This window comes from Chryseobacterium amylolyticum (assembly GCF_051011775.1).
Taxonomy (GTDB): domain Bacteria; phylum Bacteroidota; class Bacteroidia; order Flavobacteriales; family Weeksellaceae; genus Chryseobacterium.
This window is the reverse complement of sequence record NZ_JBPCHX010000004.1, coordinates 68,818-90,227: the sequence shown is the minus strand read 5'-3', so window position 1 is coordinate 90,227 and position 21,410 is coordinate 68,818. Positions and strand designations below refer to the sequence as shown.

At 38.2% G+C, this 21,410-nt stretch carries 17 protein-coding genes; 13 read left to right on the top strand and 4 right to left on the bottom strand.

What is annotated here, in order from left to right; all coding sequences use genetic code 11:
* From ACR1PO_RS12345 to ACR1PO_RS12335, 3 genes are all read left to right on the top strand, one after another.
* The gene (locus tag ACR1PO_RS12345) at window positions 1-501 is read left to right on the top strand and encodes a Cif family virulence factor (protein WP_433986951.1); all 501 of its coding nucleotides are present in this window, start codon (window positions 1-3) and stop codon (window positions 499-501) included.
* Between the two features lie 4 nt (window positions 502-505).
* The gene (locus ACR1PO_RS12340; protein ID WP_433986950.1) at window positions 506-1,204 is read left to right on the top strand and encodes an SAM-dependent methyltransferase; all 699 of its coding nucleotides are present in this window, start codon (window positions 506-508) and stop codon (window positions 1,202-1,204) included.
* A gap of 85 nt (window positions 1,205-1,289) precedes the next feature.
* Window positions 1,290-1,667, top strand: a complete 378-nt coding sequence (locus tag ACR1PO_RS12335) for a hypothetical protein (RefSeq protein ID WP_433986949.1) — start codon at window positions 1,290-1,292, stop codon at window positions 1,665-1,667.
* A 53-nt stretch (window positions 1,668-1,720) separates the two neighbouring features.
* Here ACR1PO_RS12335 and ACR1PO_RS12330 read toward each other — a convergent pair whose 3' ends face one another.
* Window positions 1,721-2,599: a DUF4349 domain-containing protein gene (locus ACR1PO_RS12330; protein ID WP_433986948.1), complete on the bottom strand. Its 879-nt coding sequence runs from the start codon at window positions 2,597-2,599 to the stop codon at window positions 1,721-1,723.
* 139 nt (window positions 2,600-2,738) lie between these two features.
* Here ACR1PO_RS12330 and ACR1PO_RS12325 point away from each other — a divergent pair, with 139 nt between their 5' ends.
* Complete coding sequence (locus tag ACR1PO_RS12325; RefSeq protein WP_433986947.1) at window positions 2,739-3,806, top strand: DUF2891 domain-containing protein; 1,068 nt, start codon at window positions 2,739-2,741, stop codon at window positions 3,804-3,806.
* Here ACR1PO_RS12325 and ACR1PO_RS12320 read toward each other — a convergent pair.
* Window positions 3,803-4,276: an Mpo1 family 2-hydroxy fatty acid dioxygenase gene (locus tag ACR1PO_RS12320; RefSeq protein WP_433986946.1), complete on the bottom strand. Its 474-nt coding sequence runs from the start codon at window positions 4,274-4,276 to the stop codon at window positions 3,803-3,805. The two genes, ACR1PO_RS12325 and ACR1PO_RS12320, sit on opposite strands and share 4 nt — an antisense overlap.
* 74 nt (window positions 4,277-4,350) lie before the next feature.
* Here ACR1PO_RS12320 and ACR1PO_RS12315 point away from each other — a divergent pair, with 74 nt between their 5' ends.
* The 6 genes from ACR1PO_RS12315 (at window position 4,351) to ACR1PO_RS12290 (ending at window position 12,799) form a co-directional block, all read left to right on the top strand.
* Window positions 4,351-5,196: a helix-turn-helix domain-containing protein gene (locus ACR1PO_RS12315; protein WP_002980460.1), complete on the top strand. Its 846-nt coding sequence runs from the start codon at window positions 4,351-4,353 to the stop codon at window positions 5,194-5,196.
* A gap of 89 nt (window positions 5,197-5,285) precedes the next feature.
* Complete coding sequence (locus ACR1PO_RS12310; protein WP_433986945.1) at window positions 5,286-6,596, top strand: TolC family protein; 1,311 nt, start codon at window positions 5,286-5,288, stop codon at window positions 6,594-6,596.
* Between the two features lie 23 nt (window positions 6,597-6,619).
* Entirely contained in the window at window positions 6,620-7,738 is a 1,119-nt protein-coding gene (locus tag ACR1PO_RS12305; protein ID WP_433986944.1) for an HlyD family secretion protein, read from the top strand.
* Between the two features lie 102 nt (window positions 7,739-7,840).
* Window positions 7,841-9,433 carry an MFS transporter gene (locus ACR1PO_RS12300; protein ID WP_433986943.1) on the top strand — a complete coding sequence of 531 codons (1,593 nt, stop codon included), beginning with the start codon at window positions 7,841-7,843 and terminating at the stop codon, window positions 9,431-9,433.
* A 290-nt stretch (window positions 9,434-9,723) separates the two neighbouring features.
* Window positions 9,724-11,934: a TonB-dependent receptor gene (locus tag ACR1PO_RS12295; RefSeq protein ID WP_433986942.1), complete on the top strand. Its 2,211-nt coding sequence runs from the start codon at window positions 9,724-9,726 to the stop codon at window positions 11,932-11,934.
* A 160-nt stretch (window positions 11,935-12,094) separates the two neighbouring features.
* Window positions 12,095-12,799 carry a class I SAM-dependent methyltransferase gene (locus tag ACR1PO_RS12290; protein ID WP_433986941.1) on the top strand — a complete coding sequence of 235 codons (705 nt, stop codon included), beginning with the start codon at window positions 12,095-12,097 and terminating at the stop codon, window positions 12,797-12,799.
* On the opposite strand, the gene ACR1PO_RS12285 is transcribed toward ACR1PO_RS12290, so the two are convergent.
* Together ACR1PO_RS12285 and metG are read right to left on the bottom strand one after the other, a co-directional pair.
* Window positions 12,772-13,434, bottom strand: a complete 663-nt coding sequence (locus ACR1PO_RS12285; protein WP_433986940.1) for a hypothetical protein — start codon at window positions 13,432-13,434, stop codon at window positions 12,772-12,774. The two genes, ACR1PO_RS12290 and ACR1PO_RS12285, sit on opposite strands and share 28 nt — an antisense overlap.
* A 63-nt stretch (window positions 13,435-13,497) precedes the next feature.
* A complete protein-coding gene (gene metG / locus ACR1PO_RS12280) occupies window positions 13,498-15,537 on the bottom strand; it encodes a methionine--tRNA ligase (protein ID WP_433986939.1) in 2,040 nt (679 codons plus the stop codon).
* Between the two features lie 335 nt (window positions 15,538-15,872).
* Here metG and ACR1PO_RS12275 point away from each other — a divergent pair, with 335 nt between their 5' ends.
* From ACR1PO_RS12275 to ACR1PO_RS12265, 3 genes are read left to right on the top strand one after another with little or no spacing between them, the layout of a single operon-like run.
* On the top strand, window positions 15,873-18,635 hold the full coding sequence (locus ACR1PO_RS12275; protein ID WP_433986938.1) for a SusC/RagA family TonB-linked outer membrane protein: 2,763 nt from the start codon (window positions 15,873-15,875) through the stop codon (window positions 18,633-18,635).
* 11 nt (window positions 18,636-18,646) lie between these two features.
* Window positions 18,647-20,248 (top strand): RagB/SusD family nutrient uptake outer membrane protein, encoded by a 1,602-nt coding sequence (locus tag ACR1PO_RS12270; protein WP_433986937.1) that lies wholly within the window; start codon window positions 18,647-18,649, stop codon window positions 20,246-20,248.
* Window positions 20,249-20,266: 18 nt separating this feature from the next.
* Window positions 20,267-21,385 carry a SusE domain-containing protein gene (locus tag ACR1PO_RS12265; RefSeq protein WP_433986936.1) on the top strand — a complete coding sequence of 373 codons (1,119 nt, stop codon included), beginning with the start codon at window positions 20,267-20,269 and terminating at the stop codon, window positions 21,383-21,385.
* Window positions 21,386-21,410 lie beyond the last annotated feature (25 nt).

Genomic DNA, 21,410 nt, shown 5'->3' with positions numbered 1-21,410 from the left:
ATGAAAAAATTATTGCTGCTGCTTTTAGTAAGCTTTAATTTCTGTTTTGCCCAAACTAAAGATGAAACAGAGATCCGTAAGGTAATGGATGACTTTATGGGATGCATTAAGTCCCGTGATGAAGCCAAATATCTTTCTTTGTTTCAGGAACCCGTACTCTGGACCGGAATCTACAAAGACAGGACCCAGACAAAACGTCTTGAGAAAAACCCTAAAGCGGATTACTACTTTGCCGATGATTATAAGGCTTTTATCAAAAGCTTTAAAGATGATAAATCTGAAGAAAAATTTGACAATATTAAGATCATAGAAGACGGATCAATTGCTTCTGCCAATTTTGACTACAGTTTCTGGTATGACGGTAAAATGGAAAACTGGGGAAAAGAGATCTGGACACTGATGAAGATCAACGGAACCTGGAAAATTACCTCTGTTACCTTTTCCATGGATCTTACAAAATATTTCCCACAACCCTCATTAAACGAAAGAACTAAAAAATAATACAATGCTTTTCTTACTCCCTGCTTACTTATCAGAAAATACTTCTATCAACCACTTTTCACCTGTTTTGAAGGATTATATCATGCAAACGGATTATTTCTTCGTGGAAAATGAAAAGACGGCGAGAAAGGTTGTTAAATTTTTTGCTCCTGAAAAAAAGCAGGCCGATCTGAAGTTATTTCTGTTAGATAAATACACGGAAAATGCAGATATTAAAGAAGCTCAGGAACTGATGCTGAAAGGGCAGGACTTCGGATTGTTATCAGAAGCAGGGTTACCTTGTATCGCTGATCCCGGAAACCTGATCGTTAAATGGTGTCATGAGAAAAATATCAGGGTAGTTCCTGTTTCGGGGCCGTCATCTATTATTCTGGCTCTGATTTCCAGTGGATTCAACGGGCAGGAATTCACTTTCCATGGCTATCTTCCTATTGATAAAGGAGAAAAAAAGAAACAGATCCTGAATCTTGAAGGTCTTGTACAGAAAACAGGATATTCTCAGATTTTCATGGAAACGCCTTACCGGAACAACCAGCTTTTTGAAGATTTATGTAAATTTTTGTCACCGAATACCAAACTGTGTATTGCTGCCAATATTAATGACCCGGAACATGAATTTATTAAAACAAAATCAATAAAAGACTGGCAGAAGCAAAAGCCGGAACTTCATAAAATCCCTGCAGTATTTGTGCTGGGGAAATAATATGATATTAACATTTAACAGCCCTTAACACGGCTGTTGCATTATTCTTGTTTTTTTATCTGGCATCACTTAAAATTATATGATTATGTCTGATAAAAAATTAGCAGGTATCTGGATTGATACAGAGAAAGCCATTGTAGCCAGAAATCACGATGGACAGAATACTTCTGAATTTACCCTTTGTAAGCCTGTAAAAGCGGAGATTCAGCATGGTAATTCCAGTGAAAATGCAGGAAATAATGCTGAAATCACCAACAGAAACAAGTTTTTTAAAGAAATTGAACATCTGCTGACCAATTCCCAGGAACTCTATATTACAGGTCCCGGAGTAATGCAGGAAGAACTGAAACATTTTCTGCATGATACAGCACAGTTCAGAGATTTAAAAATTACGTTAGGAACTTCACAGAAAATGGCAGATGAGAAAGTACTGGAAACAGTAAAGGACTATTTTAATAGGTAAATTGTTGATTATGCAGTAAGAATCCGGGCATCGGAGATGCCCGGATTCTTAGTTTATGAACTTTTCTGTTTTTTATTTTCCTTCCATTTCCTCCAAAAGAAAACTATGACAGGAATGATCAGAAAGAACGGCCACAGTGAAACCATTCCCAGCAGGAAGCTTACAAAACTGTTCCAGCCTTCAGTCAGAGAATCAATAAACCGGCTTCCGAAGCCAATTTTAGAGGTGGCTGAGCTTCTCACTTTTTCTTTATATAGGTTTAAATTCAGGGTACTGTAATTTACTCTGTCATCAATAAAACGAAGTCTGCCTTCAGCAATGTCAATTTCATCTTCCAGTTCCCGGATCTTTTCCTGGATTTCCAGCATATCTTTCGTTGTGGAAGCCTTTTTAAGCATATCCCGGTATTTTTCAAGATATATCTTTTTGTTGGTCAGCTTTAGGGCAACATCGGTATATTCCTCGGTCACATCATCAGATGAAACATTTTTAGACAGAACAGATCCAATACCATCTGAAAATGAATTGATAAGAGCATCAAAATTTTTGTGAGGTACACGGATAATCAGTGTAAGGTTATCATCCATATCCGTATTCTGGTATTCTTCTTTCTGGATATAGGCATTGTTTTTCCTGATAATTTCATTGACCTGATTTTGCGCTTTTTTAATATCACCCACCTGAATCTTCATATCTCCGTTTTTAATAATTTTTTTGGAAATAGTATCGGCTTTTTTGCGGGTATAGCTTTCTGTGCTGGATTCATTTTTGTCGGTTTTCTCAGAAATAACAGGAGCCGGAGAAGATAATGCTGTAACTTTCTCTTCAGGAATAACTTCCATCAGGTCAGCTTTCGCTTCAAATTTATCATTGCCGGATTTACTGCAACTGATCAGGAGAAGGGTGGATAAAAAAAGAATAATGTTTTTCATAGCTTAGTTTCTGATGATATCATCAAAAATTGTGCTTAAAAATAGTTATACTGCAAATTGGACATACATTCAGAACAAAAAACTTTTAAAACCGATTGGAAAAATTGCTGAAACTGTAAATTATTTCTATTTTTAATTCATGAAAAAAAGTCTTTTAGCATTTGTGTTTTCTCCATTTCTGATGTATGCCCAGGAAGTTCCGAAACTTACAGACGAAATGGCAATGAAGCTTTCCGATAAACCTCTTCACTGCATCAATCAGGAATATCCTAATAAAACGGCACATATAATCAATAATGCGGGCGAAGTTCCTTTGACACCTAAAGATCTCCATCCCAGTTTTTATGGATGTTTCGACTGGCATAGCTCCGTTCACGGACATTGGATGCTGGCAAGACTTTTGAAAACAAAACCTAATCTCTCCAGTGCTAAGGATATTGAAAAAATTCTGGATGAATCATTTCAGAAAGATAAGCTGCAGACGGAAGCAGATTATTTTACAAAATTTCAGCTGACAGGGACCTTCGAGAGAACTTACGGCTGGGCGTGGATATTAAAACTGGATGAAGAACTCACCAACTGGGATCATCCGAAAGCTAAAACATGGCACAGGAATCTGAAACCATTAACAGATCAGATTCTCAAATCGTGGAAAACATACCTTCCAAAACAAACTTATCCCAACAGAACCGGAGTCCATCCGAATACCGCATTTGCTATGGCTTTTGCTATAGATTGGGCAAGAGCCAATAAAGATAAAGAATTCGAAAATCAGCTGATGGAAAAAGCGAAATACTTTTTCTTAAAAGATCAGAAAACACCCGCTTATCTGGAGCCGGACGGCTCAGATTTCTTTTCTCCAAGTCTTGAGATTGCAGACCTGATGCGCAGAGTACTTCCTCAAAAGGAATTTGTACAGTGGCTGAATGCTTTCTATGAAAAAAGAAGTCTGGAGAATATTGAAAAAATTCCGGTGGTAAGTGACCTGAGTGATTACCAAACGGTTCACCTGGTGGGATTGTCTTTTTCCAAAGCATGGTGTATGAAAGGGATTTCAAAAGCCCTTCCGGCCAATCATCCGCTGAAGAAAAGCTTCAGGAAGAAGGCAGATGTATTCCTGGCTAACGGTTTGCCGCTGCTTTTCCAGGGGAATTACGGGGGAGACCATTGGCTGGCCAGTTTTGCGGTTTATGCCCTGGAAGATTAATATCTGATTCCTGCCTTTTTGAAAATAAACCCTAAAAGCCAGATCGGTCCTATCAGAAGAAACTGAAGGTCTTTGAGAAAAGAAGTTTTTTGCCCTTCAATTTTGTGGCCTATCCATTGAAAAATCCAGGTAATGATGAATACGGACAGATAAACTACCCAGGATTGCTTTCCAAAACTTATGTTGGTAAGATAAATGAAATGCTCCATAACAAGCATTACAGCAAGCATTACTACCGCGATCTTAAAAGAAAGCCTGATATAAAATAAAGTAATCAGAAGAATCACTATAAGGCTTACAATACTGACGCATCCGAAATAGGAAGCACAGAAATGAGGTGCGGGAATCAGGGAGGCAAACCCCAGAATCGTCCAGAAAATCAGAGGTACACAAATCCAGTGAATGAACTTGTTGGTAGGATTTCTATGGCTTTTACTGTATTCGGCAAATAATAGATCAACCTTTCTCATACTGACAGAAAATTGGATTGATGCTAAAATAATAAAATTTTGTAATCACTGGTAAGATTGCTTACATTTGCCCTATGTCTGCCTTAGAAAAGTTCGGAGTTGATATTTTTACGGAACGCAATATTTTCGAGCGAATAGCCGTTGGTAAGCCTTTTCGTCCCGATAATCCTGCTTTTATCTTTATTAAATCCGGAACCATAAAACTCCGCCAGCATTTCAGTGATCTGGAAGTTTCTGCCAATATGTTTATGGTAACCGACCCCCAAACCATCTATGAAGTGGTGGGAGTGACGGGTGACTTTCAGTCAAGGATGGTCTCCTATAAAAGGGAATTTATTTCAGCATTATCATTAAAGTTTAACCGTCTGATTACCTATCGGTATTTCAGACAGCAGATGAATAAAGGGGTGCCTTTTCCTGAAGATGAAATGGAAGTAGTCTGGAAAAGTGTTAACTTCCTGAAGTATATCCTGGATTCTGATACCGATATGCTCTATAAGAAAGAAATGGTGGAACATCTTTTCTCTGTTTTCTGTTATCAGATGGCGGGAATCATCTCAAAAGAAGACAACAGTTCTATGAATCAGATGTCCAGGCAGGAAGAAATTGTATTTGTATTTCTTACCGATCTTGCTGAACATCATCTTACAGAAAGAACCGTTGAGTTTTATGCCGAAAGGCAGTCAATTACAACCAGACATCTTTCTTCTGTTGTAAAGACCATCACAGGTAAATCTGCAAGTCAGATCATTGCTTTAATTGTCATTAATGAAGCTAAAGTTCTCTTAAACTCTTCCAACAAACCGGTGTCGGAGATTTCATCTATCCTTGGCTTCAGTGATCAATACTCATTTTCTCACTTTTTCAAGAAACATCTGGAAGTAAGTCCTACACAATACAGACATCAGTTCGAAAATTAAAATCTTACATTTGAACATCTTTTTCCAAAAATCAAACATTTGATTGATTTTGTTGTTGACCTAACTTTGCATCTGTAAAACAAGGTAAAATGACAAAGAAAATAAAAACAGCACTATCACTTTTGATAGCAGCTTTTCCTGCGCTGTTTTTTTCACAACAGATCAGGCAGATGACCGCAGATGAGGTGGCGGAACTCGCTGTTCAGAATCATCAGCAGCTCAAAGTTTCCGCTCAGAATATTGATATCGCAAAACAGAATACCCATGTTGCAAAACTTCAGAAACTGCCATCAATTACAGCTTCTACAAGCCAGTTCTACTTAGGGGATGCAGTAGCCATTGATAAAGACTTTTCGAATGCTACAAATATTCCGATGCCGCATTACGGAAGTTCTTATGCGGTTCAGGCAACACAACTGATTTTCAAAGGAGGGTTGGTGAATAAGTCTATTGAACTGGCGGGACTCCGTGAGCAGCTTTCCGAGCTTGATCTTGAAAAAAACAAGCAGGATGTTAAATTTCTGGTGATTTCCAATTATCTAGATGTCTATAAAATACAGAACCAGGAAGAAGTGTTTCAGAATAATAAAAAACTGGCTCAGGAACGTCTTAAAAATATCCAGAAATTTTATCAGCAGGGAATGGTGACCAGAAATGAAGTGATCCGTGGAGAACTGGCCATCAAAAATCTGGATCAGGGGATTCTGACCCTTTCTAACAATAAAAAAATCCTTAATTATAATTTAAACATTGCTCTGGGACTGCCTTCAGACACTGAAATTGTTCCCACAGAAAACTTAGAGAACAAAGAATCCGGAATAGGCATGGATTATTATATGAGCCTTGCGCATGAAAGCAACCCTTTGCTGAAATCTGCTCAAAAAAATATTTCGGTAGCAGATAAGAATATAGAGATTATTAAAACGGATAATATGCCTACCGTTGCCGGATTCGGAGGATATACACTGCAAAGACCGATCACTACAAGAAATCCTGTTCTGGATATGTATTCAGGAGGCTGGCAGACAGGAGTTTCTTTAAGCTACAATATAGATGCGCTGTATAAAACGAAAGAAAAAGTAAAATTAGGTGAGCTGCAAAAGAACCAGGCGAATGATGCAATGACTCTGGTACAGCAGAATGTGGATATGGGAGTGAATGCAGCTTATACCAAATATCAGGAAGCAATTCAGCAGGCCGATATCCTGAATGATGCTAAAAGACTGGCAGAAGAAAACTATAAGATTACAGAAGCCAAATACCTGAATCAGCTGGCTGTACAGGCAGAAATGATTGATGCCCAGAACCAGAAACTACAGTCAGAGCTTGATTATGCCAATGCAGAAATCAATGTTCTGTATCAGTATTATAACCTTTTGAAATCTACAGGAACACTTTAATTTTAAAACTGAAAATCAACACAATGGAAAACAAGGAACAAACTACTCAAAATACGGCACCAACTCCTGCAGCATCTAATGCGGAGAATAAAAAAAAGAAAAATAAAACCAATAAAATCAGAGCCATTATTTCCAATATCATCGTTTTTCTGGTGATCGGTTTCGGATTATTCTGGTTAATACGTGATTATTTCCATATCGGGAGCAAAACCTATACAGAAGCAGCTCAGGTAGAAGAATTTATCAATCCTATCAACACCAGGGTTTCTGCTTATATCAAAGAAATAAAATTTATTGAACATCAAAGGGTAAAGAAAGGGGATACGCTGGTAATTTTAGATGACCGTGAAATCCTTACACAGCTTGGGCAGGCTGAAGCAGCCTATCAGAATGCAATGGCTCAAAAAACAGCAACAAGCTCTTCTGTTAATACGGTCTCCAACAATATCAACGTTATGCAGTCTAATATTGCAGGGGCAAAAGCAAGATTATGGAACGCAGAACAGAATTTGAACAGATACAAAAACCTTCTGGCCGCAGAAGCGGTAACCAGACAGCAGTACGATCAGGTAAAAACTGAATATGATGCACAAAAGGCTGCTTATGAGACTTTAGTCAATCAAAAACAATCCGCAAATCTTTCCACTACAGAGGTGAAAAGCAGATTGGGAATAAACGATGCAGAGATTAAAAGAACGAAATCTGCACTGGATATGGCAAAGATCAATCTTTCGTATACCGTTATTACCGCACCTTATGATGGAGTAATGGGAAGGAGAACAATTTCTGAGGGACAATTAATCCAGCCTGGACAACAGGTGGCAACAATCGTTCTGAACGGTCAGAAATGGGTAACAGCCAACTTCCTGGAAAGCCAGATGCCGAATATCAAAATCGGTGAGAAGATTTCCATGACTGCTGATGCTTTAGGCGGGAAAAAATTCGAAGGGGTAGTGACTGCCGTTTCAGCGGCTACCGGATCAAGATATTCAAGTGTTCCGACAGATAATTCTACCGGAAACTTCATTAAAGTACAGCAGAGAATTCCTGTAAGGATAGAGTTTACGGCTTCCAATAAAAAAGAAGATCTGGATAAACTGAGTGCAGGAATGAATATGAACGTAAATATTAATAAAGACTAAAAGAAGGAAGATCTCAGATTCCAGACAATATGTGTACGGAAAGCTTAGGTTGAACGTTGAAAGTCTGCCATCTGATATCTGAAATCTATTACCTAAAAAATCATGTACAACAAAGGATTATATAGTGACTGGGTGCCGAAACCCGTACAGCTCCTGCTGATTGTATTGCTGCTTGCCGTGGTAATGCCTATCGGCGGAGTTTATACAGGGAATATCAGTTATCTTACAGGTGGCACCGGTGCTATGACGGAGTATTTCATGTGGGCCAATTATGCGACCACCATAGGAATGGGAGCCTGCATGCCCATCGTTTTAAGAATGAAGATGAGGTTCAAAGTGAGAGATAAAATGGTAGCTTTACTGGTAATTCTCGCATTTCTGAACTTTGTGAATGCAACAACCTTACAGCCTATGGTTTTCGTATTTACCTCTCTGCTTATCGGGTTTATGAAAATGATGGTTACCATAGAACTCTTTCTTCCGCTGATGATGATGATCGGAAACCGGGGCATGTTTTACGGGCTGTTTTATACATTTGTCCTGGTGATGAATCAGGTAGCAACGTATTATGCTGCTGAAGTGGCTGTTTCTTATAACTGGCAGCAGTTTTATATCCTGACATCCGTGTTGTGTATGATACTGGCACTGATTCATTGGATTTTTATGCATGACAAGTATTTTGCTTTGAAAGTTCCTTTACATTATATCGACTGGCTGAGTATTCTGCTTTTTGTTTCCACGTTTATGTTTTCAGCGTACGTATTTTCTTTTGGGAAACAACAGGACTGGCTGAACTCCGGCAATATCATCAATGCCGGCATTGCAGCGTTTGTAAGCTTTGCATTGCTTACCATTCGTCAGCTGACATTAAAGAGACCTTATCTTTCCTTTAAAATATTTTCAAAAAACAATGTACAGCACGGTTTATTTATGCTACTGTGGCTGGGAATGTTTTTAGGCACCGCATCTATTCAGAATACATTTGCAGTAGGCGTTTTAGGATACGACTCCGTGACCAATGCAAAGCTGAGTATGATGATGATTCCCGGAATTATTATAGCCGGAGTGATTGCTGTTTTCTGGTTTAAAAAAGAGAAACCTTTGAAAATGTTTATCTTTTCAGGTTTTGCTGCCATGATGGGATATACCATTATCATGTACTTTTCAATGGTTCTTGAATTTAATTATGACAACTGGTATCTACCGATGCTTCTGAAAGGCTACGGAATGTGTTCACTGTTTATCTCAGTCTGGTTTTATACGCTGGATAAACTTGAAATGGATGATATGCTGGCAGCAATCGGACTTGTACTGGTTTGGAGAACATTCCTTGCGGTGGGTGTTTTTTCAGCAATATATTCCTGGTTTCAATACCGTTTTCAGGTAATGGGAGTTGGAGATCTTGCCGTGTATATGGATGGAATGACGATTACTCCGCAGCATGTAGTCTCCAACATGAAAACCATTCAACTGAATGCGATTATTATAGCCGGTAAAAAACTGTTTGGATACATTATTCTGGCTGGTACCGGAGTATTGGTGTATGTGCTTACCCATCATTTCGGCAGGGAACGCTTCCAGTACTTAAGATTTATAAGAGTTCTTGGCGGTAAATCTGTTATCGCCAGAAGGAGACTTCGTGAAAGAAAAAAATTATTGGAAGAAATAAAAGATGCAGCTGGTCCTGCAGTATAAAAATAACCTTGTTTTTCACAGTAAAATCCTGGTCCTTTGTTGGGCTGGGGTTTTACAATTTTGGCAGGGAAGCCGGATGCCGGAAGAGGGAAGTGATAAACACGGTTTATAGTTTGTGTTATCTCAAAAAAAGTATTGTAACTTCTATCAATTACAGGTCATAAATAACCTCCAGCTCCCGTCTTCCACCATCCATCTTTTTAAAAAGCTGAAAAATTTCATCACTTCTTATTTTTATTCTTTCTAAATAAGAATTATCTTTGCGGCATTATAAACGTTGAATAGAAAGAATGAAAAAGCAGTACGCGTTCATAGGTCTTTTAGTTTCTGGAATGATGTTTTCCCAGACAGTTAAAGATTCTATTGCCTCTAAAGGTATTGAAGATGTGGTGATCGTAGCCTCCAGAAAACCTACAAAGATTTCAGAAGTTCCCGGAACGGTTTGGGTAGTACAGAAAGAAAAGATCCGGGAGCAGGCCAAAAGCGGAGTTCCTATCAAAGAAATGTTGTCAATCCTGATTCCCTCTATGGATATCGGCCCACAGGGAAGAACCAATTACGGACAGAATATGAGAGGACGCTCTGCACTCGTAATGATTGATGGGGTTTCTCTGAACAGTATCCGTGCCATAAGCCGTCAGCTGGATGCGATTGATCCTTTTAATATCGAAAGAATTGAGGTGCTTTCAGGGGCAAGTTCAATTTATGGAGGTAATGCTACCGGCGGAATTATCAATATTATCACAAAGATACCTTCCAAAAAAGGGATCAGTGGAGAGACAGAACTTGGGGTGCGTACAGGATTTATGGGGAAAGATGACCACGATTTCCGTGCCGCTCAGTCTATTGCCGCCAAAGGGGATAAGTTCTTCGGAAGACTGGGAATAGCTTATCAGCAGAACGGTGGAGTATATGGTGCAGATCAGAAACAGCTGTTTACAGATATTACCCAGACAGACCTTCAATATAACCAGTCAGTTGATATCCTGGCAACAGGTGGCTATCAGTTTAACAATAAGCATAAAATAACAGCTTCTGTTCAGTATTACCATTCTAAATTTAATGGGGACAGAAGTTTATATTTGGGTGAAAATTTAAGTGCCTTCACTACAAAAAATCCTTCTTTACTGGAAATGAAAGATGGTTTCTCATCCGATAAAAATGTAGGTACAGAACGTTATATGGCCACAGTCGCCTATAACGGAAATGGTATTTTAGGCGGACAGGACCTGTATGTACAGCTGGCAACCCGCGGCGAAAAATTAGGATTCTATCCATTTCCAGGAAATGTTACTTTACAGACAGGAAAAATACCATACATGTCCTCATCTCAGCAGGATACTTATTATTCCGGGATTAAAGCTTTATTATCAAAATCATGGCGCGGACTGAACATTACCTACGGAGCAGATTTTGATTTTGAAAAATTCGAAGGGACACAATCCGTTTACGATATTGCCAAAACAATGTCCAGTGGAGGTTTGGTCAATGAAACAAAATACAGTCTGGGAAGATATCCAACCAACCATTCGCAGAGCTACGCAGGATATGTTCAGGCAAAATACAACATTCTTCCAAAACTGCAGTTGAATGCAGGAATCCGTTATCAGCATATCAACGTAAAAATGGATGATTTTGTAGGTTCGGAACAGCAAACGCAGGTTGCCATGGGATACGGAAGTTCAGCATCTGCAATTCCAGGTGGTGAAAGCTCTTATAATGTGACATTGGCCAATGCCGGATTATTATACCGGTTTAATGAGCAGCACCAGATTTGGGGAACATTTTCCCAGGGAGCAAGCTTGGCAGATCCTGCTAAGTTTTATGGGATCGGTCAATATAAACTTGTAGGGACCAACTGGGATGTCGTATCCAGTATCAATGTGAAAGAACAGCCTTTGCAGGCGATTAAAACAAATCAGTTTGAGGTAGGATACCGTGTCAACAGAGGCGGTTTAAGAGCACAGGTTGCCGGTTTCCTGAGCAATTCTGATAAAACTGTTGCTGTAGATAAAAAGACGTTCCAGATTCTTGTAAATGATCTGAAATTAAGAAATATGGGAATTGAAGCTGAAGTTTCCTATGCTTTAAACAATGGAGTGTATTTTGGAGCGAGCGGGCTTTTGATCAGATCTGAAGTAGACAACAAAGGTGAATGGCAGAAACAGGAGATTTATAATGCTTCTCCTTCAAAACTGGTAACCTACATCGGCTATAACATTAAAAACTGGTCATTCAGATTCCAGTCTCTGCAGAATTTCAAACAGAAAGATGAGCTTAATAATGTGGTGGAAGGCTACAATACTTCAGACCTGATGATAGGATACAGGTTCAATTGGGGTAAATTCAATCTGGGAATCCAGAATATATTTAATACAGACTATCAGACGATATGGAGCAAGCGTTCCCAGGTTCTATACACTACTTACGGACTTCCGGAATTGTTTAATTACAAGGGAAGAGGAAGAACATTCAACCTTTCTTATACTTTTGAATTTTAAATGAGGAAGGTAAAAATCCTGATGTAAATAAGTATTTCAAATCCGGTTTCCAAAGAATATCGGAAACCGGATTTGAATATGAATCTTTGATTCAGCCTGTAACTCGTAATCCACATTAAAAACTTTGAACTTTGCACCCTGAAGACCTATCTTTGCACTTATGAAAGATTTAATGGGCAGAGCGATCTGGGATTACTACTACAATGAAAATCCGGAGGATTTGCAGACTGAAACGTCAATTTCCGAGCTGGATGAGCTTCCTGTGGATTATTTATTCCGGGATTTTGAAGAAATGAATGATATAGAGCAGAAAGCACTGCAGTTATCCGAAGGGAAGGTTCTGGATATTGGTGCAGGAGCAGGTGCTCATTCGTTATACCTTCAGAATGAAAGAAATCTTGATGTAACGGCATTGGATATTTCACCCAAATCTGTTGAGGTTTGTAAGCTGAGAGGAATTAAAAAAGCATTTTGTGAAAATATGCTTGACTTTTCCGGTGGAACCTTTGATACGATCTTATTGCTGATGAACGGTACCGGGGTTTTTGAAAGCCTGGCAAAAATTGATGCTTATCTTCAGAAGCTGCATACCTTATTAAATGATACAGGACAGATCCTGATTGACAGCACGGATATCCTTTATATGTTCGACCGTGATAAAGATGGCGGTGTCTACATTCCTGCAGGTGGATATTATGGTGAACTGGATTATGTGGTTCATTATAAAGGTGAATCTGAAGAACCGATTACCTGGCTGTATCTTGACTTTAATACTTTGAAAAATGCTGCCACAAATAATGGTTTTAAAATAGAAAGAGTTTTGAAGGATGAAGATTCTTACCTGGCAAAGCTTACTAAAAAATAACCGGAAAACCACTCGGGATAATTGATGATAATTGCTAACATTATCAGAGAAAGAATACCCGGGAAAATATACGAAGCAGCTCTGTAGGGTAGCTTTTTTGGTGTAAATAATACCCAGAATACCAGTAAAAGTAAAGCACCTACAGCAGCCATGAAAAATTCCGGACTTTTTCTGTAAGTAAAAAAGCCTTGTGTGCTTTCCTTGTAGATAAGAGGAACTAGAAAATTCTGAAAAGGCAAAAAGGTACCCCCGAAAATAAATGTCAGAATTGCTGCTCCATATTTTTTAAGCTTAATAAAATTAAGTCCTAATAATAAAGCTCCGGGAACAGTGCCAAAAATTCCGCCGATCAGTAAAATAAGTTCTCTAGGAAAAAGTTTGATAGCATTTGCATCTTCAGTAATATGGTCTTTCCAAAGCTCATGTTCTTCTGAAAGTTTTGCTTCCTCTTCTTCCTTTTTGTGCTGAATCAATTGCTGAACAGCTGTCTTTTCCTGCTCACTGAAAACACGCTCTCTTTCTTCCAGAATTTCAAAAGCTACCTGAACGGCTTCAGGAACAAAGCGGTTGCCTTCTTTTAAATATCCCTCTAATTCCTGATTGGAAAGTTTTCTTAACACACTTTTATTGACCATAACTATTATTTAAAAGAAAGGCTGCTTCTAGTGAAACAGCCTGTTATCTTTATAAGGATTTTATTATCCGATCTCAATCCCGTTTTCAACATTGCTGTCGTCCGGTGTTACGAAAGATAATTTTCCGTCTGGTTTTGTTGTTAATAATAACATTCCCTGAGACTCAATTCCTCTGATCTTTCTTGGAGCAAGGTTCAGAAGGATCATTACCTGCTTCCCGATAACCTCTTCAGGTGTGAAGCTTTCTGCAATACCGGAAACAACAGTTCTTACATCTACTCCTGTATCTACAGTAAGCTTAAGTAATTTATCTGCTTTTTCTACTTTTTCAGCTTCAATAATCGTTGCTGTTCTAAGATCTATTTTAGTAAAGTCTTCAAACGTGATCTCCTCTTTCATAGGGTTTGCGTTAGGGTTTGTTTTTTTATTGTTTTGTTTTGTGTCTTCCAGCTTTTGGATCTGAGCTTCGATGACGTCGTCTGAAATCTGAGAGAATAAAATTGGAGCATTAGCCATTATTGGGTGACCCGCTTCAATTAATACTTTTGAGTTTTCAATTTCAGTCCATCCTTTTTGCTCAACATTAAAAATTTCATAGAGCTTTTGAGCTGTAAAAGGCAAGAATGGTTCAGCTAAATTTGCTAGAGCAACTGAAATCTGAGCTCCAATAAATAATGTATTCTTGGTTTTCTCAATATCATTTTTAACAGTTTTCCAGGGTTCTTCATTCTGTAAATACTGGTTTCCAAATCTTGCAAGATTCATGAATGCTGTTAAAGCATTTCTGAATTCATAATTTTCAAGGAAGTTTCTAATTTCAACAGCTCTTTTACTGATTTCTTCTAATTCGGGAGCATTAATATCTCCTTCAGGAACTTTTCCTTCAAAGTTTTTATTAATTAATACAGCAACACGATTAATGAAGTTACCAAAAATATTAGCTAATTCAGAATTATTCTTAGTCTGGAAATCTTTCCATGTAAAGTTATTATCTTTTGTTTCCGGTGCTGATGAAAGCAATGCATATCTCAATACATCCTGCTGTCCGGGGAAGTCTTCCACATATTCATGAGCCCATACCGCCCAGTTTCTTGATGTTGAGATCTTATCGTTCTCAAGATTCAGGAATTCAAAAGCAGGAACATTAGCCGGCATAATATAATCACCGTGCGCCTTCATCATCGAAGGGAAAATAATACAGTGGAATACGATATTATCCTTTCCGATAAAGTGTACCAGATCGCTGTCTTCACTCTGCCAGTAGTCTTTCCAGTCTTTTCCGTTTTTCTCTGCCCATTCTTTGGTGAAAGAGATATACCCGATAGGAGCATCAAACCATACATATAATACTTTTCCTTCAGCATTCGGAAGCGGAACCGGAACTCCCCAGTTCAGGTCTCTGGTCATGGCACGAGGCTTAAGACCGTCATTCAGCCATGATTTAACCTGTCCGTAAACGTTGGGTTTCCAGTCATCTTTGTGGCCTTCAATGATCCATTCGTTTAAGAAATCTTCGTATTCATTTAATGGCAGGTACCAGTTTTTTGTTTCTTTAAGGATAGGAACATTGCCGCTAAGCATTGATTTCGGATTGATCAGCTCAGAAGGAGAAAGGGTAGTACCACATTTCTCACACTGGTCTCCATAAGCGTTTTCATTACCGCAATTAGGACAAGTTCCTACAATATAACGGTCAGCAAGGAACTCGCCGGCCTGCTCATCAAAATACTGTTCAGAAACTTCTTCAGTGAATTTTCCTTTTTCATATAAAACCTTGAAGAAATCCTGACTGGTTTCATAATGCTTTTTAGACGTTGTTCTTGAATATTCATCAAATGAAATTCCCAGATCAGAAAAAGATTTTTTAATGATCCCGTGATATTTGTCAACGATATCCTGAGGGGTTACCCCTTCTTTTTTGGCTCGTATGGTAATAGGAATCCCGTGCTCATCTGAACCACAGATAAACGCTACATCTTTTCCTAATCTTCTCTGAAATCTTGCGTAAACATCCGCAGGAATATAAACACCTGCCAAATGTCCTATATGAACCGGACCGTTTGCATAAGGCAATGCTGCCGTAATCATCTTTCTGTTTGACATTTATAGTAAAGTTTTGACTGCAAAGATAAGGAATATCTGTTGAATACCGCTATTGGTGGTGGTGTTATGATACAGAATGCAGATTTTAAAGCTTAAACTTAAAATAAAGTTAAACAATTGTTTAACATTTTCCTAAATTGAAATAAATAGTATGCAAAGCATAAGACGTTGTAAAATATTGTATCTTAAAAAACTAGCTAAAACGGGTTTCGTAATATACATAATTTTAACTAAAATTATATTAAATTTATAATAATTCTAATTTTTTTTTAAATTGCAAGCCTGGCTTTAGGCTAAAATATGACTGAAAACGAAACTATAAAAAAAATAAGATTGTGAAGAATTTTACAACAGTATTAAAAATCGCGCCCGCTTTTTTACTGGCCAGTACAGTAATGCATGCGCAGAAAAAGGACTCTGTTCCTCAGGAGAAGAAAATTGATGAGGTTGTACTGATCGGGTATGGAAAGCAGAAAAAATCTGATCTTACCGGTTCCATAACTTCTGTTACAGCGAAAGACTTCAACGGAGGAGCTACGTCTGCAGGGCAGCTTATACAGGGTAAAACACCAGGGGTGCAGATTACCAATAACAGTGGGGCGCCGGGTTCGGGTACAAAAATCAGAATCAGGGGTACTTCTTCTTTAAGTGGAGAGAACTCTCCTTTGATTGTAATTGACGGTGTTCCTCAGGACTTTGTAGGAATGAACGGGGTGTCAGATCCTTTATCATTAATTAATCCGAATGATATTGAAACATTTGATATCCTTAAGGATGCTTCTGCCACCGCAATTTATGGTAACAGGGCCTCTAATGGTGTGATCCTCGTTACAACCAAGAAAGGGACAGCAGGAAAGTTCAAGTTGAACTTTTCAACGGTGACTTCAGTTTCTACTAAAATGGGAAAGGTGGATGTATTAAATGCTCAGGAATTCAGGGATTTTGTTAATACATATGCGCCTGCTGGTTATAAAACGAAACTTGGAAATGCCAATACCGACTGGCAGGATCAAATTTACCAGGCAGCTTGGGGTACCGATAATAATGTAGCTCTTTCCGGAGGTATTAAAGGTCTCCCATACCGTTTATCATTGGGGTATAACGAACAGAATGGTATTGTAAAATCAAATTCTTTCCGCAGAACTTCTGTGGGGCTGAATTTAAATCCTAAATTCTTTGACAATCATTTATCAGTGAATGTAAATGCAAAAGGTACATTTACAGATAACAGATTTGTAGATGGAGAAGTAATTAAGGCGGCTACGTATTTTGACCCTACACAACCGGTATACTCAGGTAATTCTAATTATGGCGGCTATTATGAATGGCTGGATCCGGGATCTGCAACAGGATATAATGTAAACGGTAATAAAAATCCACTTGGGCTGATTAATGGTATCAGGGATGTTTCTTCCGTAACCAGAGGATTGGGGAATATTCAGTTAGATTATAAATTTCACTTTCTTCCTGATCTTCACTTTAATGTAAATGCCGGATATGATTATACAAAAAGTGAGGGACACAAGTTTAAAGATGGCAATCTGAGAGCGGGTTTTGAAGATAAAGGAAGCTCAAATTTCTATTCTATGGAAAAGAAAAACAAGCTTTTGGAAACTTACTTTAATTATGTGAAAAATATCAATGCTATCAATACAGGTGTAGATATTACAGCAGGATATTCTTACCAGGATTTTAATATTTCAATCCCTGGAGCGATAACCTATAGAGGAAATGGTACAACACTACCTCCTGATTTGGATTTTAAAACACAGAATACTCTGATTTCCTTCTATGGAAGAGCTATTTTTACTATAGCCAATAAATATATTATTTCAGGATCAGTTCGTAAAGATGGTTCTTCAAGATTCTTTAACGGAACGAGAGATAATGTATGGGGAGTATTCCCGGGAGTTTCATTAGCATGGAAGCTGAATGAAGAAAATTTCATCAAAAATATCTCCTCAATCAGTACATTAAAACTAAGAGCAGGATGGGGTAAAACAGGACAGCAGGAACTGCCGGCGTTGGGAATTAATGGTAATAAACCTAATAACTACCCGGCATTTGCAGCCTATAATCCTAGTTATCCCGGAGCGGGTTACCAGTTCGGAAATGAATTCTATTTTATGTTCAGACCTGCTAACTATAATCCAAACCTTACCTGGGAAACAACTACTACCAAAAACTTAGGATTAGATTTCGGTTTTAATAAAAATCGAATTACCGGGTCGATAGATGTTTTCAGAAAAGATACCAAAGACCTTCTTGTATATGCTGACGAACCTGCAGGAGGTTTAAGTAATGCAAGCTGGCAGAACGTTGGAGATATGAAAAACGAAGGGATTGAAGGAAGTATTACTGTAATTCCGGTTAAAAATCAAAATACAACCTGGGAAGTAAGTTTTAATGCTACTCATTACAAGCCTGTAATTACAAAGCTTAAAGACAGGGCTGATGAATCATTCAATATGGAAGTGGGAGGAATTGAAGGAGGTTCCGGAAACAGGATTCAGGCTCATGCAGTAGGGTATGCACCAAATTCATTCTGGGTGTATCAGCAGGTTTATGATACCAATGGAAAACCGGTTGACGGGGCTTATGTAGACAGAAACGGAGATGGGGTAATCAATACAAAAGATATGTATTATTACAAATCTACCACACCTGATGCCATTTTAGGTTTCTCTACCAAAGTATCTCATAAAAACTGGGATTTTGCATTAAGTGCAAGAGCAGTATTAGGAAATTATGTTTATAATAACGCTGCATCCAACAGCTCGCTGCAGTCAGCATCCACAAATGAATACCTTCAGAACGTATTTGCAACAGCACCACAGTATCAGTTTTCTGTTCCTCAGTATAAATCAGATATTTACGTTGAGAATGCATCATTCCTGAGATTAGATAATATCAATATCGGTTATAATTTTGGTGAAGTCTTTTCTAAAGGAAGCAATCTGAAAGTCTACGGAATGGCACAGAATGTTTTTGTTATTACTAAGTATTCGGGAGTAGACCCTGAAGTTTTTGGTGGAATAGACAATGGTTATTATCAGATGCCTAGGATTTACTCTTTAGGCTTTAACTTCCAATTTTAAATAAGAATTCAATGAAACTAAATAAAATTAAACTTAAAAATATAGTATTGCCACTTTCAGCAGTATTTTTATTGACAGCAACTTCTTGTGTTAAAGATCTTGAAAGAGAACCTATTACAGATGTTACTTCAGCCAGTATTTATAAGGATTTTGCCAACTATAAAAATGTTTTGGCTAAACTTTACGGAGGTCTTGCTATGGGAGGTCAGATTAGTGGAGACGGAGATCAACCGGATAGTGATATTAATGGAATCAATGGTGGTTTTTCTCAGTATACAAGATTAATGTACACTTTGAATGTAGTGACAACCGATGAAGCAGTCATAGGATGGAATGACGGAAATCTTCATACTATGCACAAGATGACATGGGATGCTTCCAATGAGTTTATTGCTGCCATGTATTATAGAATATATACAGAAATTGCTTTTTGTAATGAGTTCTTAAGAAATGTTACAGATGAAAAATTAGCATCCAATAATATTACTGGAGACAATCTGACTCAGGCAAAATTGATGAGAGCAGAAGCACGTTTCCTGAGGGCCCAGTCATACTACCATGCGATTGACATGTTCGGAAATGTTCCTTTTGTAGATGAATCATACTTACCGGGATCTGTCAATCCGCCACAAAGGATAGAAAGAAAAGCATTATTTAATTATATAGAGTCTGAATTACTTGCTATAGCAGGAGAGTTAAAGGATCCTAAAACAAATGAGTATGGCAGAGCAGATAAAGCTGCTGTTTGGGCACTGTTGGCAAAATTATATTTAAATGCAGAAGTATATACGGGAACCCAAAGAAATACAGACTGTATTACATACTGTAACAAAGTGATTGCAGCAGGATATTCTTTAAAACCGAAATATGATGATCTGTTTCTTGCTGATAATAATATCAATAACCCGGAGCAGATTTTAAGCGTAAATTTTGACGGTATCAATACACAAACCAATGGGGGGACAACTTATCTTGTCCATGCTGCAATAGGTGGTGATATGAAAGCTGCTGACTTTGGAGTGAATGGCGGATGGAGTGGCTTAAGAACTACAAAAGCATTTGTTGGACTGTTTCCAACTAATGGAAGTGATAAAAGAGGAAGGTTCTTTACTGCCGGACAGAATTTAGAAATTAATGATCTAGGATCATTCACAGATGGTTATGCTTTTATCAAATTTAAAAATGTTAAAAGTAACGGATCTGTTGGTGCTCATACCAACTGGGTTGAAGCTGATATCCCGTTATACCGTTTAGCTGACATCTATCTGATGTATGCTGAAGCTGTGTTGAGAGGAGGCGCTGGCGGTAATCAGGCAACAGCAATTGGTTATATTAACCAGCTGAGACAACGTGCTTATGGAGATACAAGCGGAAACGTTTCTTCTATCAATCTGAATTTCATTTTAGATGAGAGAGCCAGAGAATTATCCTGGGAAATGACCAGAAGAAGTGATCTTATCCGTTTCAACAAGTTTACAACAGGAGATTATTTATGGCCATGGAAAGGAAATGTGAAAAATGGTAAAGCCGTAGAAAGCTATAGAAATCTTTTCCCGATCCCAGCGAAAGATATTGTAGCCAATCCTAATCTGATTCAGAATCCTGGATATTAATTTAAAATCCTGTTAAAAATGAAAAATTTGTTCAAAATATTAGCCTTAGTTTTTACCGGACTACTAGTTTTTTCCTGTGAAAAAGATGAAGATCAGGCGGTTATTAATGAAACATCAGCAGGTAAAATATCAGCTGATAAAAGCGCGGTTATCCTTAATGAGCTTAATGCCAATGATGCCATAATCACTTTTACATGGACCAAACCCACCTTCAATATTGCTGTAGTTCCTACTCAAAAAGTAGAATTCGGAATCAAAGGTGATGGCTTCAAAAAAAGTGCGGTCATAGATTTTTCGAATGATTTGACATCAGGTGTTGTAACTAACGCAGCAATGAATGCCGCAATGTTTTCTATCGGGGCAGTTCCAGATGTAGTAAACGATATCGAGGTAAGATTGAAAACCTCTGTAGGATCAGCAGCTTTTTACTCTAATGTAATCGCGCTTAAAGTAACACCTTATACTCCAAATCCGGATTTGGTATATCCTAAGATCAATGTTCCTGGTAGCTATGCTGGAGCAGCTGGTTATGCAAACTGGACTCCGGCCAACTCACCGAATTTGTTTTCTCCTGGAAAGAATGACGAATACAGAGGATTTATTTGGATCAATACTGTTGCTGGTACTGAGGATGGAAAATATAAATTTGCGATCAACCAGGACTGGCCGGGAAATAAAGGTGATGATGGAACCAAGACAGGAAAACTGAAAGCGGATGGAGATAATATAAAAGCGCCAGCTGCAGGAACGTACTATATTAAGGTAAATTGGGCTGCAAATACCTATTCTTCAGTTTTAGCAAACTTCGGAGTTATCGGGGATGCAACACCTACGGGATGGGGATCGGATACGGATTTTGTATACAATCCTGCAACCAAAACGTTTGTGATCAATTCAATTGCATTATCCAATACCGGAGTATTTAAATTCAGAGCCAATGATGATTGGGCAATGAAGTTCCAGCCAAAAGATGCAGATCAGACTTTGGTTTCCGGAACAGCTGTTCAGTCTTATTTAAGTTCAGAGAATACAGTAACAGGAGATCCTGCATATAAAGTTTCGCAGGCAGGAAATTATAAAATTGAACTGGATTTACACAATTCAGCATACTACAAATTAACCGTTACTAAATTGTAAATCAAACTAAACTAAAAATAAAGCA